At 70.8% G+C, this 24,302-nt stretch carries 24 protein-coding genes; 17 read left to right on the top strand and 7 right to left on the bottom strand.

Annotation, left to right across the window (positions count from 1 at the left end; genetic code table 11):
• Nucleotides 1–22: 22 nt before the first annotated feature.
• From I4Q55_RS06630 to I4Q55_RS06595, 8 genes are all read left to right on the top strand, one after another.
• On the top strand, nt 23–1,210 hold the full coding sequence (locus I4Q55_RS06630; protein WP_206785136.1) for an ROK family transcriptional regulator: 1,188 nt from the start codon (nt 23–25) through the stop codon (nt 1,208–1,210).
• A gap of 205 nt (nt 1,211–1,415) precedes the next feature.
• Nucleotides 1,416–3,086, top strand: coding sequence for an ABC transporter substrate-binding protein (locus tag I4Q55_RS06625; protein WP_206785135.1), 1,671 nt, complete (start codon nt 1,416–1,418; stop codon nt 3,084–3,086).
• A 17-nt stretch (nt 3,087–3,103) separates the two neighbouring features.
• Nucleotides 3,104–4,132 carry an ABC transporter ATP-binding protein gene (locus tag I4Q55_RS06620; RefSeq protein WP_206785476.1) on the top strand — a complete coding sequence of 343 codons (1,029 nt, stop codon included), beginning with the start codon at nt 3,104–3,106 and terminating at the stop codon, nt 4,130–4,132.
• Nucleotides 4,129–5,109: an ABC transporter permease gene (locus I4Q55_RS06615; RefSeq protein ID WP_206785134.1), complete on the top strand. Its 981-nt coding sequence runs from the start codon at nt 4,129–4,131 to the stop codon at nt 5,107–5,109. Before I4Q55_RS06620 ends, I4Q55_RS06615 begins: the two co-directional genes overlap by 4 nt.
• 1 nt (nt 5,110) lies before the next feature.
• A complete protein-coding gene (locus tag I4Q55_RS06610; protein ID WP_206785133.1) occupies nt 5,111–6,094 on the top strand; it encodes an ABC transporter permease in 984 nt (327 codons plus the stop codon).
• Nucleotides 6,091–7,083: an ABC transporter ATP-binding protein gene (locus tag I4Q55_RS06605; protein WP_242545466.1), complete on the top strand. Its 993-nt coding sequence runs from the start codon at nt 6,091–6,093 to the stop codon at nt 7,081–7,083. Before I4Q55_RS06610 ends, I4Q55_RS06605 begins: the two co-directional genes overlap by 4 nt.
• Nucleotides 7,084–7,107: 24 nt before the next feature.
• Nucleotides 7,108–8,511 (top strand): GH1 family beta-glucosidase, encoded by a 1,404-nt coding sequence (locus tag I4Q55_RS06600; protein ID WP_206785132.1) that lies wholly within the window; start codon nt 7,108–7,110, stop codon nt 8,509–8,511.
• Between the two features lie 195 nt (nt 8,512–8,706).
• Nucleotides 8,707–9,333 carry a DUF2306 domain-containing protein gene (locus I4Q55_RS06595; RefSeq protein ID WP_206785131.1) on the top strand — a complete coding sequence of 209 codons (627 nt, stop codon included), beginning with the start codon at nt 8,707–8,709 and terminating at the stop codon, nt 9,331–9,333.
• Here the strand turns inward: I4Q55_RS06595 and I4Q55_RS06590 are convergent.
• The gene (locus I4Q55_RS06590) at nt 9,278–10,444 is read right to left on the bottom strand and encodes an acyl-CoA dehydrogenase family protein (protein WP_206785130.1); all 1,167 of its coding nucleotides are present in this window, start codon (nt 10,442–10,444) and stop codon (nt 9,278–9,280) included. The genes I4Q55_RS06595 and I4Q55_RS06590 overlap by 56 nt on opposite strands.
• On the bottom strand, nt 10,441–12,783 hold the full coding sequence (locus tag I4Q55_RS06585; protein ID WP_206785129.1) for a bifunctional salicylyl-CoA 5-hydroxylase/oxidoreductase: 2,343 nt from the start codon (nt 12,781–12,783) through the stop codon (nt 10,441–10,443). The genes I4Q55_RS06590 and I4Q55_RS06585 overlap by 4 nt, the downstream gene beginning before the upstream one ends.
• A 67-nt stretch (nt 12,784–12,850) precedes the next feature.
• Between I4Q55_RS06585 and I4Q55_RS06580 the strand changes: the two genes are divergently transcribed.
• A complete protein-coding gene (locus tag I4Q55_RS06580; protein WP_206785128.1) occupies nt 12,851–13,246 on the top strand; it encodes a RidA family protein in 396 nt (131 codons plus the stop codon).
• Here I4Q55_RS06580 and I4Q55_RS06575 read toward each other — a convergent pair.
• Entirely contained in the window at nt 13,233–14,075 is an 843-nt protein-coding gene (locus tag I4Q55_RS06575) for a PaaX family transcriptional regulator C-terminal domain-containing protein (protein WP_206785127.1), read from the bottom strand. The genes I4Q55_RS06580 and I4Q55_RS06575 overlap by 14 nt on opposite strands.
• A gap of 52 nt (nt 14,076–14,127) precedes the next feature.
• Here I4Q55_RS06575 and I4Q55_RS06570 point away from each other — a divergent pair, with 52 nt between their 5' ends.
• Genes I4Q55_RS06570 through I4Q55_RS06560 form a run of 3 tightly spaced genes read left to right on the top strand, consistent with a single transcriptional unit; the run spans nt 14,128 to nt 16,004 of the window.
• Nucleotides 14,128–14,805 (top strand): GNAT family N-acetyltransferase, encoded by a 678-nt coding sequence (locus I4Q55_RS06570; protein ID WP_206785126.1) that lies wholly within the window; start codon nt 14,128–14,130, stop codon nt 14,803–14,805.
• Between the two features lie 44 nt (nt 14,806–14,849).
• Nucleotides 14,850–15,608 carry a cytochrome P450 gene (locus I4Q55_RS06565; protein ID WP_242545465.1) on the top strand — a complete coding sequence of 253 codons (759 nt, stop codon included), beginning with the start codon at nt 14,850–14,852 and terminating at the stop codon, nt 15,606–15,608.
• A gap of 36 nt (nt 15,609–15,644) precedes the next feature.
• Nucleotides 15,645–16,004, top strand: a complete 360-nt coding sequence (locus tag I4Q55_RS06560; RefSeq protein ID WP_206785125.1) for a PLDc N-terminal domain-containing protein — start codon at nt 15,645–15,647, stop codon at nt 16,002–16,004.
• Nucleotides 16,005–16,093: 89 nt separating this feature from the next.
• On the opposite strand, the gene I4Q55_RS06555 is transcribed toward I4Q55_RS06560, so the two are convergent.
• Nucleotides 16,094–16,558 (bottom strand): MarR family winged helix-turn-helix transcriptional regulator, encoded by a 465-nt coding sequence (locus I4Q55_RS06555; protein ID WP_206785124.1) that lies wholly within the window; start codon nt 16,556–16,558, stop codon nt 16,094–16,096.
• A gap of 94 nt (nt 16,559–16,652) precedes the next feature.
• Between I4Q55_RS06555 and I4Q55_RS06550 the strand changes: the two genes are divergently transcribed.
• Nucleotides 16,653–17,075 (top strand): nitroreductase family deazaflavin-dependent oxidoreductase, encoded by a 423-nt coding sequence (locus I4Q55_RS06550; RefSeq protein WP_206785123.1) that lies wholly within the window; start codon nt 16,653–16,655, stop codon nt 17,073–17,075.
• Here I4Q55_RS06550 and I4Q55_RS06545 read toward each other — a convergent pair.
• Nucleotides 17,072–18,232, bottom strand: a complete 1,161-nt coding sequence (locus I4Q55_RS06545) for an acyltransferase (RefSeq protein ID WP_206785473.1) — start codon at nt 18,230–18,232, stop codon at nt 17,072–17,074. The genes I4Q55_RS06550 and I4Q55_RS06545 overlap by 4 nt on opposite strands.
• A 79-nt stretch (nt 18,233–18,311) precedes the next feature.
• Complete coding sequence (locus tag I4Q55_RS06540) at nt 18,312–19,604, bottom strand: FAD-binding oxidoreductase (RefSeq protein ID WP_206785122.1); 1,293 nt, start codon at nt 19,602–19,604, stop codon at nt 18,312–18,314.
• 70 nt (nt 19,605–19,674) lie between these two features.
• On the opposite strand from I4Q55_RS06540, the gene I4Q55_RS06535 reads away from it, so the two are divergent.
• From I4Q55_RS06535 to I4Q55_RS06525, 3 genes are read left to right on the top strand one after another with little or no spacing between them, the layout of a single operon-like run.
• Nucleotides 19,675–20,559, top strand: a complete 885-nt coding sequence (locus I4Q55_RS06535; protein WP_206785121.1) for a LysR family transcriptional regulator — start codon at nt 19,675–19,677, stop codon at nt 20,557–20,559.
• A gap of 31 nt (nt 20,560–20,590) precedes the next feature.
• Entirely contained in the window at nt 20,591–21,388 is a 798-nt protein-coding gene (locus I4Q55_RS06530) for an oxygenase MpaB family protein (RefSeq protein WP_206785120.1), read from the top strand.
• A 38-nt stretch (nt 21,389–21,426) separates the two neighbouring features.
• On the top strand, nt 21,427–22,392 hold the full coding sequence (locus I4Q55_RS06525; RefSeq protein ID WP_206785119.1) for a DNA polymerase domain-containing protein: 966 nt from the start codon (nt 21,427–21,429) through the stop codon (nt 22,390–22,392).
• A 105-nt stretch (nt 22,393–22,497) separates the two neighbouring features.
• Here I4Q55_RS06525 and I4Q55_RS06520 read toward each other — a convergent pair whose 3' ends face one another.
• A complete protein-coding gene (locus tag I4Q55_RS06520; RefSeq protein ID WP_206785118.1) occupies nt 22,498–23,253 on the bottom strand; it encodes a CDP-alcohol phosphatidyltransferase family protein in 756 nt (251 codons plus the stop codon).
• Nucleotides 23,254–23,320: 67 nt separating this feature from the next.
• On the opposite strand from I4Q55_RS06520, the gene I4Q55_RS06515 reads away from it, so the two are divergent.
• Nucleotides 23,321–24,283, top strand: a complete 963-nt coding sequence (locus I4Q55_RS06515) for a zinc-binding alcohol dehydrogenase (protein WP_206785117.1) — start codon at nt 23,321–23,323, stop codon at nt 24,281–24,283.
• Nucleotides 24,284–24,302 lie beyond the last annotated feature (19 nt).

Below are 24,302 nucleotides of genomic sequence, written 5' to 3'. Positions count from 1 at the left end.
TGTGTCTGGCAGAATCCTCCCGGTGACCCAGGTGGTGCGCCAGACGACCCGTGACCTCAGGCGGCACAACCGCGCGGCGCTGCTCTCCTCGCTCTACCTCCGCGGTCCCGTCAGCAGACTGGAACTGGTAGCTGAATCGGGACTGTCGGCCGCCACCGTTACCAACGTCGTCTCCGAGCTCATCGCGGACGGCGTCGTCGCCGAGGCCGGATCGGTCGAATCGGACGGCGGGCGGCCGCGGACGCTGCTGGCGGTGCGGGCCGACTTCGGGCACGTCGTGGGCGTCGACGTCAGCGAGACGCACGTCGAGGTCGGCCTCTTCGACTGCGCGCTGGGTACCCTCGGCACCGTGCGCCACCCGCTCGTCGGCACCCGGCTCGACCCCGACGAAGTGGCCGGCCTGGTGCGCACCGGCATCGCCGAAGTGCTCGAAGGCGGCGATCCGGACACGGTGTTCGGCGTCGGCATCGGCGTCCCGGGCGCGGTCCGAGACGGCGGCATCGTGCACGCGCCCACCCTCGGCTGGCGGGGTGTGAACTTCGCGGAGCTGATCCACCCGCACATCCAAGCGCCCCTCCACCTGGACAACCGCGCCCGCACCCTCGGCCAGGCCGAGACCTGGCGCGGGGCCGGCCGGGGCGCCGAACGCGCCATCGTCGCGCTCCTCGGCGTCGGCGTCGGGGCCGCCGTCGCGACGGCCGGGCGCTCGCACCCCGGCATCACTACCAGCGAGTGGGGCCACACCGTCGTCAAGGCGGCCGGGGCGGCCTGCCGGTGCGGCTCCCACGGCTGCCTGGAGGCCTACGTCGGTGTCGAGGCGGTCGTCCGCCGCTACGCCGGACGCGTCGGCACGGAACCGGTCATCGGGGACGAAAGCGACGTCGAGCTGGCGCGGATCGTGACCGAAGCCGAGGGTGGCGGCCCGGCCGCCGACGTGCTCGCCGAGACCGGCGAGTACCTGGGGATCGGCATCGCGAACCTGATCAACCTGCTCAGCCCCGATCGGGTGGTGCTCGCCGGCTCGGCCGGGGCGATCATGGGACCGGCGATCCTGCCCGCGGTGCGTGACGCCGTGGGCAGGCACGCGCTCGGCTACCTGGCCGAGCGCACCGAGGTCGTCCTCGGCAGGCTCGGGCCCGAGGCGGTGGCGCTCGGCGCGGCGACCCTGCCGATCGCGCAGCTGCTCGCGAACGGTGGCCGCACCGGCTGAAACCCTTGCCTGGCAAGGAGTAGGTCGATCAAGAGGTCCAGACCGCCCATTCTTTCAGTACTTAAACTTAGGTACAAAACGTTACCGCCGTGTTATTGACGTGACCCGAGTCACCCGGGTTGACTGCGGACGTCGTTCGGTCGCCGGCGGTCGGGGCTCGCTACCAGTCGACAGCACGAAAGTCGTCGATGACCAGGAGGAACCGATGCGAGTCAAGCGCTCCATCGCCGCAGCGCTGATAGCCGTCACGGCCTTGAGCGGGCTCACCGCGTGCTCGGGCGGGAGCTCCACCGCCGCCCCGGGCAACCCGGACGCCGTGCTCAACGTCGGCAAGCCGGACGGCCCGCAGGCGGAGAACAACAACCCGTTCCTGGAGACGTCCGCCCTGTCCAACATGGGCTACCGGTGGATGATCTACGAGCCCCTCGTCATGCTCAACCGCGTCAAGCCGCAGGAGCCGGGCAAGCCGTGGCTGGCCACGAAGTGGGACTGGTCGAACAACTACAAGAAGCTGGTCCTGACCGTCCGTGACGGCGTGAAGTTCTCCGACGGCCAGGCGATGACCGCCGAAGACGTCGCCTACACCTTCCAGCTGCTGCGCGACAACAAGGCCCTGAACGTCGACGCCGTGCCGTACAAGGACATCACCCCGGCCGGCAACCAGGTGACGCTGGGCTTCGACACGTCCCAGTTCGTCAACCAGGTCAAGATCCTGCAGACGCTCGTCGTGCCGAAGCACGTCTGGCAGGGCATCAAGGACCCGGCGCTCGACCTCGTGAAGAACCCGATCGGCACCGGCCCGTACACGCTCAAGTCGGCGACCTCGCAGACGATGATCGTCGTGCGGCGCGACAGCGGCTACTGGCAGGAAGCGCCGAAGGTCAAGGAGATCCGCTACACCTCCTACACCGACAACAACGCGCAGGTCAACGCGCTGGTCAACGGGGCATCCGAGTGGAGCTTCGTGTTCATCCCGAACTACAAGGCCGTCTACACCAGCAAGGACCCGCAGCACTACAAGCTGTGGTTCCCCGCGCAGCTGGCCATCCACGGCCTGTGGTTCAACACCGAAAAGGCGCCGTGGAACGACCCGAAGCTGCGCCAGGCCATCAACAAGGTGATCAACCGCGACGACATCTTCAACCAGGGCGAGGCCGGCTACTTCTACCCGAAGAACGACCAGGTCACCGGCATCCCGACGCCGGCGGGCGACCCGTTCATCGCGCCGCAGTACAAGGGCCAGTCGGTCCAGCTCGACGTCCCGGGCGCGAAGTCGCTGCTGACCGGCGCGGGCTACAAGTTCACCGGCGACAAGCTGGCCGACCCGAGCGGCAAGCCGGTCACCATCAAGCTCACCGTCCCGTCCGGCTGGTCGGACTACGTCACCGACCTGGAGATCATCAAGGACAACCTGGCGCAGATCGGCATCACCGCCACGGTCGAGAAGATGAACCAGGACGCGTGGATGAAGTCGGTCGACACCGGTGACTTCGAAGGCCTGATGCACTGGACCAACGACGGCGCGACGCCGTACGACATGTACCGCGACGTCATGGACGGCAACCGCTACAAGCCGACCGGCCAGGGCGGCATCAACGGCAACTACGGCCGCTACAAGAACGACGAGGCGACCAAGGCGCTCGAGACCTACGCGAACGCCGAGGACGACGGTGCCCGCACCGCGGCCATGGCCACGCTGCAGCGGATCATGATCGAGCAGCAGCCGATGATCCCCACGTCGGCGGCCAACTCCGGCGGCGAGTACAGCACGAAGAACTGGGTCGGCTGGCCGGACGAAGCGAACCCGTACGCGCCGGCCCAGCCGACGCTGCGCAACGCGCTCGACATCGTCCTGCACCTCAAGCCCGCGGTCTGACGATGGCGGACTCAGCCGTGACGACCGAGCAGTCCCCCTCCGACCCCGTCGCCGTCGGGTCGGAGGGGGACCTCCCCGTGGTCCTCGAAGCCGCGGGCCTCGCCAAGCACTTTCCGGTGCGGCGCCGCGGCCGGGCACGCCGCACCATCCAGGCAGTCGACGACGTGACCCTGACGCTCCGGCGCGGCCGCGTCACCGCGCTGGTCGGCGAGTCCGGTTCGGGCAAGTCGACAGTCGCGCGACTGCTCGCGGGCCTCCACCCGCGCACCGGCGGCGACATCCGGCTGCACGGCGAAAAGGTGAACGTCAAGCACGGGAAGGCGTTCCGAGCTTATGCCCGCCAGGTGCAGATGATCTTTCAGGACCCGTTCGCGTCGCTGAACCCGGTCCACACCGTGCGTTACCACCTGACCCGGGCGCTGAAGATCCACGGCCGGGCCGGCGACGACCTCGAGAAGTCACTGCACGAGCTGCTCTCCCGCGTCCAGCTGACGCCGCCCGAGCGCTACATCGACAAGTTCCCGCACGAGCTGTCCGGCGGTCAGCGCCAGCGTGTCGCGATCGCGCGGGCGCTCGGTGCCGGCCCGGAGGCCCTGCTGGCCGACGAGCCGGTGTCCATGCTGGACGTCTCGATCCGGCTCGGCGTGCTGAACCTGTTGCGGGACCTGAAGGAACGCATGCACCTGGCGATCCTCTACATCACGCACGACATCGCGTCCGCGCGCTACTTCGCCGACGAGACGATGGTGATGTACGCGGGCCGGATGGTCGAAGGTGGTGACAGCGAATCCGTCACCCAGCAACCTGCCCACCCGTACACCAGGCTGCTCATCGAATCCGCTCCCGACCCGGACCGGCACCTTCCCGTGAAAGCGGCGGGTGGAGAACCGCCGAGCCTGATCGACCCGCCGCCGGGCTGCCGGTTCCACCCGCGTTGCCCGGTCGCGCTGGCCCGGTGCAAGACCGACCTGCCGCCGCGCTTCGACGTCGGCGACGCACCCGGCCACTGGGCCGCGTGCTGGCTGTACGACGGGGCCGCCCGATGAGGTACCTGCTGCAACGGCTGGGCTTCTACGCCTTCACCGCGTGGGCCGCCGTCACCATCAACTTCTTCATCCCGCGGATGATCCCGGGCGACCCGGTGCAGTCGCTGATCGCCAAGAACCAGGGCATGATCAGCGCGGACGCGATCGAGTCGCTCTACGTCCTGTTCGGACTGGACAAGAACGAAAGCCTGATCTCCCAGTACTTCGACTACTGGGGCCAGCTGTTCCGCGGCGACCTCGGGATCTCGTTCACGTTCTTCCCGACGCCGGTGTCCGAACTGCTCGGAGACAGTCTGCCGTGGACGATCATCCTGGTCGGTATCACCACGGTCGTCGGCTTCGCGATCGGCACCGGCCTGGGCGTGGTCGCCGGCTGGAAGCGCGGCTCGTGGGTCGACGGCCTGCTGCCGGTGACGACGTTCCTCTCGTCGATCCCGTACTTCTGGCTCGGCCTGATCGCGCTGACGCTGCTGGCCGGCCCGGGCAGCTTCTTCCCGTCGTCCGGCGGCTACGACCCGGGTACCGTGCCGGGCTGGAACGGTGCGTTCATCGGCAGCGCGATCCAGCACAGCCTGCTGCCCGCGCTGACCATCCTGATCAGCTCGATGGGCAGCTGGATCCTGGGCATGCGCAACATGATGGTGACCGTCGCGTCGGAGGACTACGTGACCGTCGCGCACGCCAAGGGCCTGCCGGAACGCCGGGTGATGGTCGGGTACGCCGCGCGGAACGCCCTGCTGCCCAGCGTGTCCGGCTTCGCGCTCGCCCTCGGGTTCATCGTCGGCGGCACGCTGCTGGTGGAGATCGTCTTCTCCTACCCCGGCGTCGGCTACCAGCTGTTCCAGGCCGTCGGCTCGCAGGACTACCCGCTGATGCAGGGCATCTTCCTCATCATCACGCTGTCGGTGCTGGCGGCGAACCTGCTCGCCGACGTCGCCTACCTGGCACTCGACCCGCGCACCCGGAAGGAGGGCTGACATGGCCGTACCCGCGGCGGACGTCAAGGCCGCCCAGGCCCTCCCGCTCGAAGCGGTCGCGCGCCGGCGCCGCTTCCGGTTCCTCTCCGGCGGCAAGACCGTCACCGGTGTCGCCGTCATCGGCTTCTTCCTGGTGATCGCCGTCATCGGGGACTGGATCGCGCCCTACGACCCGTCGGCGCGCAGCAGCGACCTGCTGGAAGCACCGTCGGCGCGGCACTGGTTCGGCACCACCCACCTCGGCCAGGACATCTTCAGCCAGGTCGTGGTCGGCACGCGCAGCGTCATGCTGGTCGGGCTGGCCGCCGGGATCGTGGCGACCATCCTCGCGGTGATCGTCGGCGTGACGTCCGGGTACCTCGGCGGCACGCCGGGCGAGGGCCTCTCCGCACTGTCCAACGTGTTCCTGGTGATCCCGGCCCTGCCGCTGATCATCATCATCGGCAGCGCGGTGCCCACCGGTGGCGACATCCTGGTGGCGGTGATCATCGGCTTCACGTCGTGGGCGTGGGGAGCGCGAGTCCTCAGAGCACAGACGCTTTCCTTGCGCGGGCGCGAGTACGTCGAGGCAGCCCGGGCGACCGGCGAATCGACGTGGCGGATCATCTTCTTCGAAATCCTACCGAATCTGACCGCGGTGATCGCGTCCAGTTTCGTCGGTACAGTGATCTTCGCGGTGATGTCGGAGATCACGCTCGCGTTCGTCGGCGTCTCCGGACTGTCCAATTGGAACTGGGGCACGATCCTGTTCTGGGCGCAGAGCCAGCAGGCCCTGGCGCAGGGTGCGTGGTGGTGGTTCGTGCCCGCCGGGCTGGCGATCGCCATCCTCGGCACCGCGCTGTCGCTGCTCAACTTCGGCATCGACGAGTTCGTCAGCCCGCGGCTGCGCGGCAGCGGCAAGGCGCGCGTGAAGGGCGCCGACGGGCGGACGCATCGGATGCGCGTGGGCTTCACGCCGGTGCTCGGGCGAGAGGAAAAGCCATGATGGACCCGGTGCTGGAGATCAAGGGCCTGGACGTCGACTACGGCGTCGGCGACGAAGCCGTGCGCGCGGTCCGGGACGTGCACCTGACGCTGCATCGCGGCGAAGTCCTCGGCCTGGCCGGGGAAAGCGGCAGCGGAAAGTCCACTTTGGCCTACGGGCTGACGCGGCTGCTCGCGCCGCCGGGCGTGATCCGCGGCGGCGAGGTGATCTACCACCCGGCCGACGGCGAGCCGTACGACGTGCTTCGCTTGACCGACAAGCAGCTTCGGGATTTCCGGTGGGCCGAAACGTCCATTGTGTTCCAGGGTGCGATGAACTCGCTGAACCCGGTGCACAAGGTGGTCACGCAGCTCGTCGACGTCATCAAGGCGCACGAGCCGCGGACCACCCGCGCAGGGCGGGTCGCGCGGGCCCGCGACCTGCTCAAGCTCGTCGGCATTTCGGCCGACCGGCTGGAGGCGTACCCGCACCAGCTGTCCGGCGGGATGCGGCAGCGCGTGATGATCGCGATGGCGCTCGCCCTGGAACCGCGGATCGTCATCATGGACGAGCCGACCACCGCGCTCGACGTCGTGATGCAGCGCCAGATCCTCGGCCAGCTCGTGGAACTGCGGGAACGGCTGGGCTTCTCGGTCCTGTTCATCACGCACGACCTTTCGCTGCTGGTGGAGTTCTCGGACCGGATCGCGATCATGTACGGCGGCCGGATCGTCGAGCAGGCGCCGGCGGCGGACCTCTACCGGGACGCGTTGCACCCGTACAGCCACGGCCTGCTGAACTCGTTCCCTGCGCTGCGGGGGCCGCGGCGCGAGCTGGCCGGGATCCCCGGCTCGCCGCCGGACACGCGGGGGATGCCGTCCGGCTGCGCGTTCCACCCGCGGTGCCCGAAGGCCTTCGAGCCGTGCCCCGACCGCGTGCCGCTGCTGGGCACACCCGGCGACCCGGCGCGCGAGGTGGCGTGCTGGCTCCACCCCGTCGCAACTTCCTGACCGTACCTCTGGAGGAGAGCCGCCTTGACCGAGACCACCGCCGCGACCGCCGAGCAGCAGGCGCTGATCGACACCCTGCCGCCGGACTTCCGCTGGGGCGTGGCGACCGCCGCGTACCAGATCGAAGGCGCGGTCGCGGAAGACGGGCGCACACCGTCCATTTGGGACACTTTCTGCCGGGAGCCGTGGGCGATCGACAACGGCGACACCGGCGACGTGGCGTGCGACCACTACCACCGGATGCCGTCGGACATCGAGCTGGTGCGCGCGCTCGGGGCGGACACCTACCGGTTTTCCGTTTCGTGGCCGCGGGTGCAGCCGCGTGGCCGCGGCGGCGTCAACGAGGCGGGCATCGGGTTCTACGACCGGCTGGTGGACGAGACGCTGGGCCGCGGCATCACGCCGTGGCTGACGCTGTACCACTGGGACCTCCCGCAGGAGCTGGAGGACGCGGGCGGCTGGCCGGCGCGCGACACGGCGTACCGGTTCGCGGACTACGCGATGCTGGTGTTCGATTCCTTGAAGGACCGCGTCCGGCACTGGACGACGTTGAACGAGCCGTGGTGCTCGGCGATGCACGGGTACGTGCACGGCGTGATGGCGCCGGGCCGTCGTGACTACGCGGCGGGGCTCCACGCGGTGCACCACCTGCTGCTCGGCCACGGGCTGGCGACGCAGCGGATGCGCGAGGCGGCCCCGGCGGACACGCAGTTCGGCATCACGCTCAACATGTGCACGGCCGACCCGGCGACGGACTCACCGGAAGACGTGCGGGCCGCGCGTCAGGCGGACGGTCTCGGCGTCCGCATTTATCTGGACCCGCTGGTGCACGGCCACTACCCCGCGGACGTCGTGGCGGACCTGGCCGCACGCGACGTGCGTCTCCCGATCCAGGACGGCGACCTCTCGGTCATTTCTGCTCCGCTGGACTTCCTGGGCGTGAACTACTACTTCGGCCAGCAGTTTTCGGGCGTGGACGAGCGGGGGTCGTCGGTGGACGCGGACGGCGCGCCGGCCTCGCGGGTGATCCCGTTCGGCGAGCCGACGACGGCGATGGGCTGGGAGATCCTGCCGGGCAAGTTCACGGAGCTGCTGACGCGGCTGGGCCGCGACTACCCGGGCCTGCCGATGTACATCACGGAGAACGGCTCGGCCTTCGACGACGACCCGGACTCGTCGGGATTCGTGCGTGACGACGGGCGGACCGCGTACTTGGCTTCGCACATCGCGGCGGTGGCGGTGGCTCGGCAGGCCGGGGTGGACGTGCGGGGCTATTTCGCCTGGTCCCTTTTGGACAACTTCGAGTGGGCCTACGGGTACGCGAAGCGGTTCGGGTTGATCCGGGTGGACTACGAGACGCAGGAGCGGACGATCAAGCAGAGCGGGTACTTCTACCGCGACACCGTCCGGCGGGTGCGGGGGAGCTGAGTCACGCCGGTCCGGCGCGCGAACGCCGTCGGTGGTGGGGTGGGCCCCACCATGGTGCTGGTGGCTCACCCCATGGCTCCCTCCCGGGGCTTTCCCTAACGTCGGAAGGAAAAGCCGATCCCGGGGGAAGCCGTGAGCGTTCAGACCGAAGTGAGACCTGCCGGAACGACGACGCAGTGGTGGCGACGCCCTTGGGTGGTGCCGCTCGCTCTGGTCGTCGCCGTCTTTCTCGCCTACTCCGTTCCGCCCTATCTCACGCTGGACCCGGCGCAGTCGAGGGTTCCCGCGCCTGCCGGGTTCGCCGCGCACTACTGGTTCCTCGTCGGGCACATCCTCTTCGGCAGCGTCGCCATCGTCGGTGTCATCCTGCAAGTCTGGCCGTGGCTGCGGCGGACGCACCCCGTAGTGCACCGCAGAATCGGCCGCGTCTACGTCTTCGCCGGGGCGATCCCGTCGGCGCTGATGGCGCTGACCATCGGTTTGTTCAGCCCGTTCGGGCCCGCCGCCGGCGTACTCAACGTCGCTGCCGCACTGTTGTGGCTCGGCTTCACGATCGCGGGGTGGCGGGCGGTCCGGCAGCGCCGGTTCGCCGACCACCGGAAATGGATGATCCGCAGCTTCGCGATGACCATGAACACCCTGCTCAGCCGGGTCTATGCGCCGTTCGCGTTCCTGGGCCTCGGCCCGTGGTACCCGGACGAGGACGTGCTCATCCAAGCGGCGTCGACGTTGTCCGGCACGATGAGCGTCCTGACCCTGCTGCTGCTCAGCCAGTGGTGGCTTGACCGGAAGCCGAAGCCGAGGCCAGCCAGCGGGCGATGATCGTGCGCTGGATCTCCGACGCGCCTTCGTAGATCCTCGGTGCGCGGACCTCCCGGTACAGGTGCTCCAGCAGGTGCCCGCGCCGCAGTGCGCGGGCGCCGTGGAGCTGGACCGCCGAATCGACCACGAACTGCGCCGCCTCCGTGGCGAACAGCTTGGCCATGGCCGCCCGGCCGCCGAGGTTCGGCTCGCCCGCGTCGTACGCGCCCGCCGCCGCGTAGACCAGGAGCCGTGCCGCTTCCGTACGGGTGGCCATATCGGCGAGCGTGTGCGCCACCGCCTGCTGCTTGATCAACGGGCCGCCGAAGGCCTCGCGGGAACTCGTGTGGGACACCGTGGCGTCCAACGCCGCCTGGGCCATGCCGACGGCGAACGCGCCGACGCTCGGGCGGAACAGGTCCAGCGTTCGCATGGCCACGGCGAAGCCGCGGTTCTCCTCGCCGAGCAGTTCCTCGCGCCGCACGGGGACGCCGTCGAACGTCACCGTGCCGATCGGGTGCGGGCTCACCAGGTCGAGGTGCTCGCCGCCCAGGCCCGGCCGGTCGGCCGGGACGACGAACGCGCTCACCCCGCGCGCGCCCGCGCCCGGTGTGGTGCGGGCGAACACCGTGTAGAAGTCGGCTTCCGGCGCGTTCGAGATCCACATCTTCGACCCCGTCAGCCGCCAGCCGTCGCCGTCGGGCTCCGCCGCCAGTGACAGCGCCGCCGCGTCCGAACCCGCGTCCGGCTCGGTCAGCGCGAACGCCGCCACCGCGTCGCCCGCCGCCACCGCGGGCAGCCACCGCGCCACCTGCTCGTCCTGCCCGGACTGGAGGATCGGGTAACTTCCCAAGCCCTGCAACGCCAGCGCCGTCTCGGCCTCCGTGCTCACCGTGGCGAGGTTCTCGCGCAGGATGCACAGGTCCGTCGCGGCCGCCTGCCGCGACGGCGTGCCCGAAGCAACGCCCGGGAAGAGCCGCGCGAGCAGGCCGAGCGCGCCCATCGCCTTGAGCAGCGGGCGGTTGACCACACCCTCCACACCAGACTCGGCGAGGGGGAGCAGCTGCTCGGTCGCCAGCTGCCGCACCTCGGCGGCGAAGGCCCGCTGAGCGGAATCCAGGGTGAAAGTCATGAGGACGCTCCCGGTCGCCAGCGGGCATGGGCGGTTCCGGTGGGCCCGGACCGGACGAGGCCGAGACGCGGCTCCGGCCCGTCGGAGCGGCCCGTCTGCGGCTTGCGGCTGCCCGCGGCGAACGGCTTCGGCCACGCCATCGGGTAGCCCTGCTCGGCCGCCGCGTGCAACGTCCACTGTGGATCGTAGAGGTGCGTCCGGCCCAGCGCGCAGAGATCCGCGCGGCCGGCCAGGATCAGCGAGTTGACGTCGTCGTACGACGAAATCGCGCCGACCGCGATCACCGCGATCCCGTACTCCTCGCCGATTTCGTTGCGGATCCGGTCGGCGTACGGTGTCTGGTAGCTGCGGCCGTACTGTGGACGCTCCTCGCTGACGACCTGCCCGGTCGAGACGTCGATGCCCGCGGCACCGTGCGCGGCGAAGGCCCGCGCGATCTCGACGGCGTCATCGGCGTCGATGCCGCCCTCGCACCAGTCGGTCGCCGAAATCCGGACGGTCATCGGCCGCTCAGCGGGCCAGACGGCACGCACGGCGTCGAAGACTTCCAACGGGAACCGCAGCCGGTTCTCCAGCGAGCCGCCGTAGGCATCCGTGCGGTGGTTCGTCAGCGGCGAGAGGAACGACGACAGCAGGTAGCCGTGCGCGCAGTGCAGTTCGAGGACGTCGAACCCGGCGCGTGCGGCCGCTTCCGCGCAGGCGACGAACTGATCGCGGATTTCTGACAGCTCCGAAGTGGACAGTTCACGTGGGACCTGGTTCCGGTCCGAGTACGGCAGGGGTGACGGTGCGCAGATCTCCCAGTTGCCGTCCGGGAGCGGCTCGTCGATGCCGTCCCACATGAGCTTCGTCGAACCCTTGCGCCCCGAGTGTCCCAATTGGACACCGATCCGGGCCGGCGTCTGCGCGTGCACGAAATCGACGATCCGCTTCCACGCCGCTTCCTGCTTCGGCGTGTACAGCCCGCCGCAGCCCGGGGTGATCCGGCCTTCGGGGGAGACGCAGACCATCTCCGTCATCACCAGCCCGGCGCCACCGAGGGCCTTGCTGCCCAGGTGCACCAGGTGGAAGTCGCCCGGCACGCCGTCTTCCGCGGAGTACATGTCCATCGGGGACACGATGATCCGGTTGGGCAGCTCCAGCCCGCCCAGGGAGAACGGCTGGAACATCGGCGGCCGCGACGTCGTCCCGAGCTTTCGGGCGAACCAGTGGTCGAGTTCGGCGGCGAACTCGGGGTCGCGCAGGCGTAGGTTGTCGTAGGTGACGCGGCGGCTGCGCGTGAGGATGTTGAACGCGAACTGCGGCGGCTCCTGGTGGGCGTACTGCGCGATGTTCTCGAACCACTCCAGGCTGGCCTGCGCGGCGCGCTGTGTCGACGTGACGACCGGTCGGCGTTCCAGCTCGTAGGCCTTCAACGCCGCCGCGACGCCGTCGTTCTCGTGCAGGCACGCGGCGAGCGCGAGCGCGTCCTCCATCGCCAGCTTGGTGCCGGAGCCGATCGAGAAGTGCGCGGTGTGCGCGGCGTCGCCGAGGAGGACGACGTTCTCGTGCACCCACGTCTCGCAGCGGACCGTGCCGAACGACACCCACTTCGAGTTGTTCGCCATCACCTGGTGGCCGTCGAGGACGTCGGCGCACAGCTCGCGGATCAGCGCGATCGACTTCTCGTCGCTCTCGCCGGGCTTCAGCGAGGTCGCCGCGATCGGCCCGAACGTCCGCTGCCAGACGTCGTCGGAGACCTCGAGGATGAACGTGCTGCCGTCGCGGCCGTACGGATAGCCGTGGATCTGCATGATCCCGGCCGGCGTTTCGAGGACGTAGAACTTGAAGGCGTCGAACACCAGGTCCGTGCCCAGCCAGATGTACCGGCACCGGCGGGTCTCGACGCTCGGCCGGAACGTCTCGGCGTACCGCGCGCGCACCGCGGAGTTGACGCCGTCGGCGGCGATGACGAGGTCGTACCCGGCGAGGTCGGTGGGTGCTTCCTCCCGGAAGTGCAGGCCGACGCCGAGTTCCCCGCAGCGGCTCTGCAGGATGCCGAGCAGGCGTTTGCGGCTCATCGCGGCGAAGCCGTGCCCACCCGAGGTGGTGACCGTGCCGCGGTAGTGGACGTCGATGTCGTCCCAGCGGGCGAACTCGGCCTTCATGGCCTCGTGCACCGCCGCGTCGGCGTGCTCGATGCCCCCGAGCGTCTCGTCGGAGAACACGACGCCGAAGCCGAAGGTGTCGTCCGGCGCGTTGCGTTCCCAGACGGTGATTTCGTGGCCGGGACCGAGCTGTTTCGCGAGCGCGGCGAAGTACAGACCCGCCGGGCCGCCACCGATGACCGCGATTCGCACGCCGTCCAGGGTATGTCGTGGTGACTACGACCGTCAATAACGCGAAAGATGGCGTACGGTGTCCCGCATGGAACGCATCAACCCGCCGGAGCTGGGCAAGCCGTCCGGGTTCTCGCACGCGGTGGTGGCCGAGGGCCGGGTCGTCTTCCTCGCCGGGCAGACCGCGCTGGACGCGTCGAACAAGATCGTCGGCGACGGCGTCGTGGAGCAGTTCGAGCGTGCGCTGGGCAATCTGCTGGCGTCGCTGCGCGCGGCGGGCGGGACACCATCGGATCTGTGCAGCGTGACGATCTACATCGTCGACATGGCGGATTACCGCGCCCACGCGCGCGAGATCGGCCGTGTCTGGAAGCGGCTCGCGGGCACGGAGTACCCGGCAATGGCGGGCATCGGCGTGGCCCGGCTGTGGGACGAGGAGGCGCTCGTCGAGGTCCAGGGCTTCGCGGTGCTCAGCCGAGGTTGATCGCCTTGGCGACGTACGCGCGGGCCGGCGTCTCCAGCTGGGCGTGCAGCTGGAAGAACAGCTCGGCCGCGCGGATCCCGGACCAGTCGCGCGGCAGGAACTCGGCGGGCAGGCCCGGGTCGAGGTAGGGCATCCGCCGCCAGCCGGTCAGCACGCGGACGTAGTCGGCGAAGGCCTGCTCGTCGGTCACGGACTTGCGGCGCAGCGCCGGGCCGTGCTCGTCGAGGAACGTCGTGTACAGCTCGTCCAGCCGCTCGAGGTCCCACCAGTCGCGGACCTTCGCGGCGACGTCGCCGAAGGCCAGGTGGTCGGCGCGGAACAGGTCGGCGTACCCGGCCAGGCCGAGCCGGGTGAGCGCTTCCTCGGCCGCCGCGTGCAGGTGGGCGGGGGCGATCCAGACGCCGGAGGCCGCGGTGCCGAAGCCCATCCGGGCGAGCTGGGTGCGCAGCAGGTGGCGCTTGTGGCGCTCGGTCTCGGGCACCGAGAACACCGCGAGCAGCCAGCCGTCGGCCGGGGTCGCGCGCTCGCGGCGGAAGATCCGTTCGTCGCCCTCGCGCAGGATCTCGCGCGCTTCGGCGGACAGCTCGTAGCCCGCCGTCGCGTCGCGGCGCACCGCTTCGAGGATCCCGCGCCGCTTCAGGCGGGAGATCGACGAGCGCACGGCGGGCTCGTCGACGCCGACGGCAGCCAGCAGGTCGATCAGCGACGCGACCGAGAGCCAGCCCCCTTCGGTGCGCGAGTAGAGGCCGTACACCGTCACGATGAGCTGGCGAGGCTGGGCGGAGCGGCCGGAGCCGTCCAGTTCGGTTGCCTCGGGTACGGCCGTCATCGCGCCACGATAGCAACTCCCGCCCGGATCGCTCCGCTACGATTTCGCCGCGATGCTGCCAGCCACCAAGGGGATCTTCGACCGGCTCACCCGCCGCGGCCGCCTGATGACCAAGCGGACCTGCGACCGGCAGGGCCACGTGCTGCGCAGTGGGCGCTTCCTCTTCCGCACGCCGACCGCGTGGGAGTACGCCGCCGCCGTGGCCGGGGGCAGCGATCCGGGCGCGCAGCGGTGGCTGGGCTGGCAGCGCGATTCGATCGTCGCCGAGCCGGCGCGGGCCGACGCGCTGCGGGTCGTGCCCGGCACCGGGCCGGACTGGGCGTCACCCGATCCGCAGTCCGTCGACCTGGTGATGATCGACGTCGAGGCCAACCGCTGCGCCGGGCTGGTGAGCGTGCACACCGGCGAGGACGGCGGTCCGGAGACCGGCGGCTACCTGGCGCCGGGCTACCGCGGCCGCGGCTACGTCCGGGTGCTCTTCGCGGCCGGGCTGACGCTGGCGCACGACCACCTCGGCCTGGCGCGGGTGCGGGCCGGCGCGGAGGTCGGCAACGTCGCCAGCGCGCGGTCGCTGCAGGCCGCCGGGCTCGTCCGCGTCGCCGGCCCGCCGACGTACCGGCTGCCGGACGGCCGGGTCACCGAGGCGTGGTGGTTCCAGCACGACGTCCCGAGGCCGACGCAGTGCGGCGGTCCGCAGGCGACGTGGTTTCCGGCGTCTTCCGTGTTCTGAAAGCTTCGGTCCGCGCCGACGTTTTCCGCGGCTAACTTCGCCGCATGACTTCGCTTTCCGCTCCGGTACCGCCCGTGCCCGCCGATGTTCCGCTCGGGAGCGTCGCCTGGTTGCGCGCGTCCGTGGCCCGCTTCAGCAACGGCCCCGACCACGTCCGGCGGCGGGCGCTCGCGGTGGACCTGCTGGCTTCGGTCGACGCGGACTCGTTGCAGCGCAACGCTTTCACGCGTACCCGGCGGATCGTGGCCGAACTCGACGTCGTCGAGGTGATGGCCCGGATCGCGCGGCCGGTGCCGGTCGGGGTGCTCGCCGAGGCGCTGGGCCTGCCGGACGTCTCGGCCGACGTCGCCGCAGTCGCGGCGGCGTACCACCCGCACGTTTCGCCCGGTGCGGCCGCCGAAGCGGCGTTGACGCGGCTGATCGCGGTGTGCGGCGGGCCGACCGAACTCGCGGCGGCGCGGATCGGCCTGCTCGTCCAGGCCTGTGACGCCACCGCGGGCCTCGTCGGCAACAGGCTTTTCGCGTCGCTGACCGGAAAACCCGCCGGGCAACCGGTGCTCGCCACGCGCCGCCGGGTCGACGGCTCAGACGTCACGGTGTCCCTTGCCGGGACGCCGTTCGGGGCCGGGCCGCGCGCGTGCCCGGGGTCGCGGCACGCGCTCGCCCTCGCGGCCGGCGTTCTCGAGGCGCTGCGCGGTTTCCGCCTGACAGAAACGGAAATCTCGTGGCTTTCGGCGCCGAATCTCCGGATGCCCGCGGTACTGCGGGTGACCCGCGGTGAAACTGCCGGTGGGTTCTGCTAAGACTTACCGCATTCATTCTCGGGGGAAGGTGGGGAATTGCTGTACTTCAACGGCCTGCTCGGCATCGTCACGCTCGGGTTGTGGATCTTCTGCCTGGTCGACGTGATCACCACGGACGAATCTTCGTGCCGCAACCTGCCGAAGGGGTTGTGGCTGCTGCTCGTGCTCGTGGTGCCGCTGGTCGGCTCGATCATCTGGCTGGTGGCGGGCCGGCCGGAGCGGGTGGCGCGGGCGCGCGGCCCGTACGAGCGCGAGGCATCGGCGTTCCCGGAGTACGACCGGCCGGGCCGGTTCGCGGCGACGAGCCCAGCGGACGACGAGGAATTCCTCCGCCAGTGCCGGGAGCGCGCGGAGGCTCAGCGCAAGCTGGCCCGCGAAAAGCGCGACGACGCCTGACCCAAGCGCCCCAATGTGGCCTTCGGTGCGTTGAACGCACCCAAGGTGGCCTTCGGTGCGTTGAACGCAACCAAGGCCACATTGGGGCGCTAGCAGGCCGGGCCGTCGCAGGTGCCGCGTTCGTAGGCTTCCAGCGTCGTGATCACCAGCTGCCGCTCGGCCGGGGTCAACGGCGTCAGGGCGTCGCTCCAGGCCTTCGCGCCGCGGGCCAGCCAGGCGTCGACGGCCGGGCGCTTGTCCTCGGCGATGCTGACGATCGTGCGGCGGCGGTCGGCCGGGTCCTCGTCGCGGTTCAGCACGCCCTGACGGCTGAGGTCGCCGACCATCAGGCTCGCCGTCGTCGGCGCGACCTGGAGGCGGGTGGCCAGTTCGGTGACCGTCATCGGGCCGTCGAAGAGCAGGTAGGACAGCAGCGAAAGGTGTCTCGGCGCGAGTGCGCAGCCGTCCAGCTCGGCCGGCACCGGTGTGCGCTTCGCGCGGCCGACCAGGCGTGGCATGAGCAGCAACAACTGCCGCACGCCGTCCTCGACGGTCGGTCCGGCCTCCGTTGACACCACTCACCTCCCGTCGGTAGCTTTGTTTGCAAAGCAAACACTTGTGAGCCTACTCGCGTCCGGTCGAGCCTACCGGCCAGAAACAGGGGGTCCCATGACCACGCCAGCCGAAATGAACGACTTCAACAAGCAGGTCGTCGAGGAGTTCCGTGCCAACGGGGGCAAGGTCGGCAACTACTTCGAGGGCAAGAACGTGCTCTTGCTCACGACGATCGGCGCGAAGAGCGGCGCGGAGCGCCTGTCCCCGCTCGTCTACACCAAGGACGGCGACCGCTACGTCGTCGCTGCGTCCATGGGCGGCGCGCCGAAGAACCCGGCCTGGTACCACAACCTGGTGGCCAACCCGAAGGTCACGGTCGAGGTCGGCAGCGAGAAGTTCGAGGCCACGGCGACCGTGATCGCCGACCGCGCCGAGCGCGACCGCCTGTACGCGGGCATGGTGGCGCACGCCGAGGGCTTCGCGGACTACGAGAAGAAGACCGACCGGCTCATCCCGATCGTCGTCCTGGAGCGCTAGGACCCGACCGCCGCGGGCTCGGCGCGTGTCTCGGCAGGACGCTCCGGCTCCTGCCGCTCCGCGCGCCGGGCCTCCTTGCGGGCGATGAGCCGCTTACCGACGTCGATCAGCGGCTTCTCGACCCAGCGGTGGATCAGGTCCGCGATCGCCAGGCCGACGATGAACACCGTCAGTGCCGAGGCCGTCCGATGCGGCGCGAGGCCCGGCACCGCCTGCACCACGACGAAGTGCACCGGCCCCTGCAGCAGGTACAGCGAGTACGAGCGCTCGCCCACGAACCGCATCGGGGCCGTGCTCAGCAGCCACCGCAGCGGGCCCGGGCTCACCAGGACGATCAGCAGGAGCATCGTCATCGCCGCGTACGCGACCAGCAGCCAGAGGTTGTTGCGGGTCTCCTGCCAGAGGCGGTCGAAGTTCGTGTGCAGCAGCGCGAACGCCGCGACGATCGGGATCGCGGCCAGCGGGTGCGTCAGCGGCTTCAGCAGCTCGTACCCGCGGCGGTAGTGCAGCAGGATCGCCAGCAGGCAGCCGCCCGCCAGGATGAAGTAGTGGATCGTCGAGCGGTAGATCGCCGTCTGCGAGTACTCGAGCACGAAGCCGCCGGTCGTCAGCGGGACCAGCGCCAGCAGCGCCACCATCGCCACGCCGACCAGCAGGAACTTGCGCTTCGCCGCGCCGATCCCGATCGCGACCAGCAGGAACGGCCAGACCAGGTAGAACTTCTCCTCGATCCCCAGCGTCCACGAGCCGCTGAAGAAGTTGTCCGCGCCGGTGGTGGCCGCCGGCAGGAACTCGTTGAGGAACGTCAGGTAGTACTTCAGCGCCTGCGGGAAGTCGCGCGAATAGAACTCGCCGCGCAGGACGACGAACGCGACGATGCCGCCGAGAATCACCAGGTACGGCGGCAGGATCCGGAACACGCGCCGGATGTAGAAGTTCGACAGCGAGATCCGGTGGGTGCGGTCCTGCTCGCGCAGCAGCAGCGTCGTGATCAGGAACCCGGACAGCACGAAGAAGAGGTAGACGCCGACCCAGCCCGACAGCCACGTCCAGTTCGGCCCGCCGAAGTGGAAGAAGATGACCATCGTCGCGGCGAGCGCCCGCAGGCCGTCGAGCCCGGGGAACCGCCGCATGCCGAGGTAGTCCTCGTGGCTCATCGTGCGCAAGACGGTTCCCCTATCGGTGTGATCAGGCCGGCCGAGTATATGGCTCCCGATTCCGGGCCATTTCGCCGCCTCAGCCCGCCCGGAAGACGTTCCCCGCGTCGTACCTGCGCTTCAGCTCGCGGAGCCGCCGCAGGTCGGCGGCCGGAAAGACGCTTTCCGCGACCTCTTCCGGCGCGTGCTCGCCATAGACGAACGGCAGGAGCCGGCCGGTCGTCCACGGCGCCAGCGCGTCGAACAGCTTCGCGTGCGCGCGCCGGATCGCCGGGACGCCGTCGTCGCCGACCAGTGACAACGCCCGGACGACGAACTCGGCGGAGGAGTCCCAGCCCACGCCCGGCGTCTCCGGCGTCCGGGCGAGCGCGCCGCCCAGCCGGTCGATGATGAGCACCGGTGGCGCGGCCGCGCCCGGGCCGGCGTGCTCGACGATCGCGTCGAGCATGGCGTCGTTCAGCTGCGAGACGGTCGCGTTGGTGCCGTGGTAGCCGTGCGGCTGCCGCGGCTCGGCCGCGATCGACCCGGACTCGGTGAACGGCAGCCGCCGCAGCGTGTCCGCCAGGGCGGGGGTGACGGCCCGCAGCGGCGCGACGACGTCGTCGCCGTCCTCGCCGAGGTAGGCGACCCGGACCTGGGCGACGTGCCGGCCGCGCACGGGCGCGGGCACCATCGGCAGGTCGGGGTACCGGATCATGGCCAGCGACGTCGTCAGCGTGTCCGGCGCGGCCGCCGACCACGTCCGCCAGGCGCGCAGCACGGCCGGCACGTCGGCGCCGTCGAAGGTGAGGCTGCCGCCGTAGAGCTCGGCGACCGGCAGGAGGCCGAACTCGATCGCCGTCACGACGCCGAAGCCGTCCCGGCCGCCGCGCAGCGCCCAGAACAGGTCCGAGCCCGGCTCGGCGCGCCGGAGCTCGCCGTCGGCGGTCACGACGTCGAGGGCGCGGACGTGGTCGGCGGCGCGGCCGTACCGGCGGGCCAGCAGCCCGAACCCGCCGCTGAGCGTGTAGCCGACGACGCCGACGTCCGGGGACGAGCCGCTGAGCGGTGCCAGGCCGTGCGCGCCGGCGGCCGCGATCACCGCTTCCCACCGGGCACCGGCTTCGACGCGGGCGGTGCGGGCGGCGGCGTCGATCTCGACGCCGGTCATCCGGCGAGTGCTGATCAGCAGCCCGTCGGTGCCCGCGGTCAGGCCGTGCCCGGTGGCCTGGACCGCGACGGCCAGCCGGTGCTCGGTCGCGTAGCGCACCGCCGCGACGACGTCCTCGGCGCTTTCGGCGGCCACGACGGCCGCGGGCGTGCTGGGCACCGCCGTCTGGAATCCGGCGACTTCTTCGGCGTACCCGTCCTGGCCGGGGTGGAGGAGGTTCATGCCTCCAGCTTCGAGCGACCGCGATCAGAAGTCCAAGATCTGGTTTTTCTACCAACTAGAATCAGTGCTTATGGAACTGCATCAGCTCGCGTACTTCGTCGCCGTCGCGGAGGAAGGCAACTTCACGCGGGCGGCAGAACGGCTGCACGTCGCCCAGCCCGGCGTGAGTGCGCAGGTCAAACGCCTGGAACGAGAGCTGAGGCAGGAACTGCTCGACCGCTCCGGCCGGACGGTCCGGCTCACCGACGTCGGCGCCGCGGCCCTCCCGCACGCCCGGGCCGCGCTAGCGGCGGTGCAGGGCGTGCGCGAAGCCGTCGACGAGCTCGCCGGGCTGGTCCGCGGGCAGGTGGCGATCGGCATGGTGACGTCGGTGGGGCCGATCGGCCTGCCCGATCTGCTGGCCGGCTTCCACGAGCGGTACCCGGCGGTCGAGATCACGCTCTCGGAAGCCGACTCCGACACCATGCTCGCGGCGCTGCGCGAGGGACGGCTCGACCTCGCCGTCGTCGGCATCTCCACCGCCCCGCCGCCCGGCATCGCGACACAGGTGCTGCTCGAGGAGCCGTTCCTGGCCATCACCGCTCCGGGTGGTCCCCTCGCCGGCCGCGTCGAGGTCGAGATCCCCGACCTCGACGGCCTGCCGCTGATGGCGCTGCCCCAAGGGACGGGCCTGCGCACGGCGTTGGACGCGGCCTTCGCGCGGGCAGGCCTGACACCGCGGATCGCGTTCGAGGCGGCCGACCCGAACTTCCTGGTGCAACTGGCGATGCGCGGCCTCGGGGTGGCGATCGTGCCGGAGTCGCTGGCCCGGTACCACCAGGCGGAGCTGCATGTCGTCGGGCTCCGCGGCCCGGGACTGCGGGGCATGCTGGCGCTGGCGTGGCGGACGGCCGGGCCACTGAGCCCGGCCGCGCGGGCGCTGATCGCGTTCGCCCGGGCGGCCCAGCACTCTTGACAGATCGTCAACAGCGGCGTTCCCTCGGATGATGACCGAGACCGCCCTTCGCGACGCCGTCATCGGCGCCGGGCTGCTGGCCGGCAGCGCGAACGTGATCATGCAGCTGTCCCGCGCGCCGGTCGGGCACGGCGTCCTGGAGAGCCGGGTCGACAGCGGCAACCTCTTCCGCCACCCGGTCAAGCGGACCCGGACCACGCTGACCTACCTCGCGGTCGCGACGATGGGCACCGACGCCGAGCGCGCCGCCTACCGGAAGGGCGTCAACCGGGCCCACGCGCAGGTGCACGCGACCGCGGCCAGCCCGGTCGCCTACGACGCCTTCGACACGGACCTGCAGCTGTGGGTCGCGGCCTGCCTGTACAAGGGCTTCGAAGATGTCTACCTGGCCTTCGCCGGCGGCGAGCCGGAGCGGTTCTACGCCGAGGCCGCGTCGCTCGGCACCACGCTGCAGGTGCGTCCCGAGATGTGGCCCGCGGACCGGGCGGCCTTCGCGGAGTACTGGGCCCGCGGGCTGGCCGAGGTGCGCCTCGACGACGACGTCCGCCGCTACCTCACCCGGATCGTCGACCTGGAGTTCCTGCCACCGGTCTTCGCCGTGCCCGGACGGCGGTTCCACCGGTTCGTCACCACCGGGTTCCTCCCGCAGCGCTTCCGGGACGAAATGCGGCTGCCGTGGACCACCGCCGACCAGCGCCGCTTCGACGCGCTCCTCGGCGCGCTCGGCCGGGTCGTCCGCGTGCTGCCCGGCCCGCTGCGGCGGTTCCCGTTCAACGCCTGCCTGGGCGATCTGCGGTGGCGGCTGCGCACCGGACGTCCGCTCGTTTGAGAGTTGACCGCTTCGCGCGGGAACGCGAGGGTGGGTCGATGAGCGGCGACGAAGTGCGGCACGGCGTCAAGCTGAGCAGTCTCGACCAGGAGGTCTTCCCCGACGCGGGCGTCACCAAGCGGGAGTTGCTCGACTACCTCGAAGCGGTGTCCGGCCGGATGCTGCCGGAGCTGCGCGACCGGCTGCTCAGCGTCGTGCGCGTGCTGCGCGGCCAGGGGCCGTTCATGCAGAAGAACCTGCCGAAGTACACCCCGGAGTGGGTGGCGCGGCGGGCGCTGTGGGCCGACCGGTCCCGGCGCGAAGTCACCTACGCCCTCTGCAACGACCTGCGCACGCTGATCTGGTTCGGCAACCAGCGGGCGATCGAGTACCACACGTCGCTGTTCCGCGGCGAGCCCGCGACCGGGCCGACGCACCTGATCCTCGACCTCGACCCGCCCGCGGACGCCCCGTTCTCGCTGGCGGTCGGCGCCGCGAAGCTGGTGCGGGAGGCGTTGCGCAAGGACGGTCTCGACGGCGCGGTGAAGACCAGCGGTTCGAAGGGCGTCCACGTCTTCGTGCCGCTCGCCCCGGGGCAGCCGACGGAGGACATCGCGGCGGCCACCCGCGCGGTGGCGGCCCGCGCCGAGCGGATCGACCCGGCGCTGGGCACGACGGAGTTCGTGGTCGAACGCCGGGAAGGCAAGGTGTTCCTGGATTCGACGCGGGCCGGCGGCGCGACGGTCGTCTCGGTCTACAGCCCGCGCCACCGCCCGGGCACGCCGGTGTCGTTCCCGGTGGCGTGGGCCGACCTCGACGGCGTCCAGCCGGCCGACTTCACCGTGCACACGGTCCCGGACCTGCTGGCCGGCAGCGATCCGTGGACGGCGGAGATGCCGGAGCCGTTCGTGCTGCCGGCGGACCTGGTCGAGGAGGGGCACACGATCCCGATCGCCCGGGTGGTCGCGATGCACGAGGGCAAGCGCCGGGCCCGCGCGGCCCGCGAGTCAGGCGACTCCGCGTAACGGGAGCGCCCCAATGTGGCCTTCGGTGCGTTGAACGCACCCAATGTGGCCTTCGGTGCGTTGAGCGCAACCAAGGCCACATTGGGGCGCTTGGGGCGAGCTGGGTCAGGCGGCCTGGTTGTGGCCGTAGCCGAGGGGGCGGCGCAGGGTGGCGCGGGTGAGCGCGACGATCCGGGCCGGCCGGTGCTCGACGCGGTGCCGGGCCAGCCACACGACGTCGCGGCCGAACGACCACACCAGCGACGCCAGCGCCAGCGCGACCGCGGCGAACGTCACCGGGGACGGCAGCAGCTCCGAGACCGCGACCACCAGCACGACGCCCTGCACGGCCGCGACCGTCTTGCGGGCCATGCTCGGGTACAGCGGCGCCGTCAGCCAGGGCATCGTCCACGAGGCGGCGACGAAGACGTACCGCATCAGGCCGATCGCCAGCACCCACAGCCCCAGCGTGCGGGACACCTGGATGCACAGCAGCAGGATCAGGAACGCGTCGACCTCCATGTCGAAGCGCGCGCCGAACTCCGACGCCGTTCCCGTGCGGCGGGCCACCTGGCCGTCGAGGCCGTCCAGCAGCAGGGCCACGCCGACCAGCCCGACCAGCCAGCCGAGGGAAAAACCACCCTCGGCGATCAGCGCCGCGGCGCAGCCGACGAGGAGCGCGCGGGCGAACGTGATCCAGTCGGCCGGCCCGAAGGCGCCGCGGCCGCTGCGGCGCAGCCCCCACTCGGTGAGCAGCACCAGCGCCAGCACGTAGACGACGCCGGTCGCCCAGGCGAGCGGCGAGAAACCGCCCGCGAAGACCCCCGCGGCGAGCACCGGCGCCGGAACCACCGCGCGCAGGAGAAGGTCCTGTTTGATCATCGTCGACTCCGCGAATTGCTCATAGGGTGGCGACACCAGCCTCCGGTCGCCCGCTGAGGAGAAACACGTGGAACAGGCTTTCTGGGTTCAAAGTCCCGGCTCGGGACAGCTGCGCGAGGAGCGGCTGCCGACGCCCGGGCCGGACGACGTGCTCGTCCGGACGCTGTGCTCCGGGGTGAGCCGCGGCACCGAAACCCTCGTCTTCCGCGGCGGTGTCCCGGCGAGCCAGCACGACGTCATGCGGGCCCCCTTCCAGGAGGGCGAGTTCCCCGGCCCGGTCAAGTACGGGTACCTCAACGTCGGCGTCGTCGAACAAGGGCCGGCGCACCTGGAGGGCAAGACCGTCTTCTGCCTCTACCCGCACCAGACCGCGTACGTCGTCCCGGCGTCCGCCGTGACTCCGGTGCCGGACTCCGTCCCACCCGGACGGGCGATCCTCGCCGGCACGGTCGAGACGGCGGTGAACGCCGTGTGGGACGCGCGCCCGCGGCTCGGCGACCGGATCGCCGTCATCGGCGCCGGGATGGTCGGCGCGAGCGTCGCCAAGCTGCTCAGCGGCTTCCCCGCGACGCGGGTGCAGCTGGTCGACGTCGATCCGGCCAAAGCGGACATCGCCGCCGCGCTCGGTGTCGGCTTCTCGACGCCGGAGGAAGCGCTTGGCGACTGCGACCTCGTCGTGCACGCGAGCGCGTCCGAAGCAGGCCTCGCCAAAGCCCTGGAACTGCTCGCGCCGGAAGGCGAGGTCGTCGAGCTGTCCTGGTACGGCGACCGCCGGGTCAGCGTCCCGCTCGGGGAGAACTTCCATTCGCGACGGCTGGTGATCCGCAGCAGCCAGGTCGGGACCGTCGCGCGCCCGGACCGCAGCTACGCCCAGCGCCTCGCCGTCGCGCTCGATCTGCTGGCCGATCCCGCCTTCGAAGCGCTGGTCAGCGGCGAGTGCATGTTTGAAGATCTGCCGTCCGTGTTACCCCGGCTGGTCGCGAATGAACTTTCCGCCCTGTGCCTCCGTGTCATGTATCAGCCGCAGTGACCACGTCCACCCGAACGCA

Origin of the sequence: Amycolatopsis sp. MtRt-6, assembly GCF_017308975.1 — a bacterium.
Classification (GTDB): Bacteria; Actinomycetota; Actinomycetes; order Mycobacteriales; family Pseudonocardiaceae; genus Amycolatopsis.
The sequence above is the reverse complement of the archived record's forward strand: the minus strand, read 5'-3'. Positions and strand labels throughout refer to the sequence as shown.

What these genes read in the sequence shown, in the direction of transcription:
- I4Q55_RS06625 (WP_206785135.1), top strand. Translation starts at nt 1,416, where the DNA reads ATGCGAGTCAAGCGCTCCATCGCCGCAGCGCTGATAGCCGTCACGGCC.
- I4Q55_RS06615 (WP_206785134.1), top strand. Translation starts at nt 4,129, where the DNA reads ATGAGGTACCTGCTGCAACGGCTGGGCTTCTACGCCTTCACCGCGTGG.
- I4Q55_RS06610 (WP_206785133.1), top strand. Translation starts at nt 5,111, where the DNA reads ATGGCCGTACCCGCGGCGGACGTCAAGGCCGCCCAGGCCCTCCCGCTC.
- I4Q55_RS06605 (WP_242545466.1), top strand. Translation starts at nt 6,091, where the DNA reads ATGATGGACCCGGTGCTGGAGATCAAGGGCCTGGACGTCGACTACGGC.
- I4Q55_RS06590 (WP_206785130.1), bottom strand. Translation starts at nt 10,444, where the DNA reads ATGACTTTCACCCTGGATTCCGCTCAGCGGGCCTTCGCCGCCGAGGTG.
- I4Q55_RS06580 (WP_206785128.1), top strand. Translation starts at nt 12,851, where the DNA reads ATGGAACGCATCAACCCGCCGGAGCTGGGCAAGCCGTCCGGGTTCTCG.
- I4Q55_RS06575 (WP_206785127.1), bottom strand. Translation starts at nt 14,075, where the DNA reads ATGACGGCCGTACCCGAGGCAACCGAACTGGACGGCTCCGGCCGCTCC.
- I4Q55_RS06570 (WP_206785126.1), top strand. Translation starts at nt 14,128, where the DNA reads ATGCTGCCAGCCACCAAGGGGATCTTCGACCGGCTCACCCGCCGCGGC.
- I4Q55_RS06565 (WP_242545465.1), top strand. Translation starts at nt 14,850, where the DNA reads ATGACTTCGCTTTCCGCTCCGGTACCGCCCGTGCCCGCCGATGTTCCG.
- I4Q55_RS06550 (WP_206785123.1), top strand. Translation starts at nt 16,653, where the DNA reads ATGACCACGCCAGCCGAAATGAACGACTTCAACAAGCAGGTCGTCGAG.
- I4Q55_RS06545 (WP_206785473.1), bottom strand. Translation starts at nt 18,232, where the DNA reads ATGAGCCACGAGGACTACCTCGGCATGCGGCGGTTCCCCGGGCTCGAC.
- I4Q55_RS06540 (WP_206785122.1), bottom strand. Translation starts at nt 19,604, where the DNA reads ATGAACCTCCTCCACCCCGGCCAGGACGGGTACGCCGAAGAAGTCGCC.
- I4Q55_RS06535 (WP_206785121.1), top strand. Translation starts at nt 19,675, where the DNA reads ATGGAACTGCATCAGCTCGCGTACTTCGTCGCCGTCGCGGAGGAAGGC.
- I4Q55_RS06530 (WP_206785120.1), top strand. Translation starts at nt 20,591, where the DNA reads ATGACCGAGACCGCCCTTCGCGACGCCGTCATCGGCGCCGGGCTGCTG.
- I4Q55_RS06525 (WP_206785119.1), top strand. Translation starts at nt 21,427, where the DNA reads ATGAGCGGCGACGAAGTGCGGCACGGCGTCAAGCTGAGCAGTCTCGAC.
- I4Q55_RS06520 (WP_206785118.1), bottom strand. Translation starts at nt 23,253, where the DNA reads ATGATCAAACAGGACCTTCTCCTGCGCGCGGTGGTTCCGGCGCCGGTG.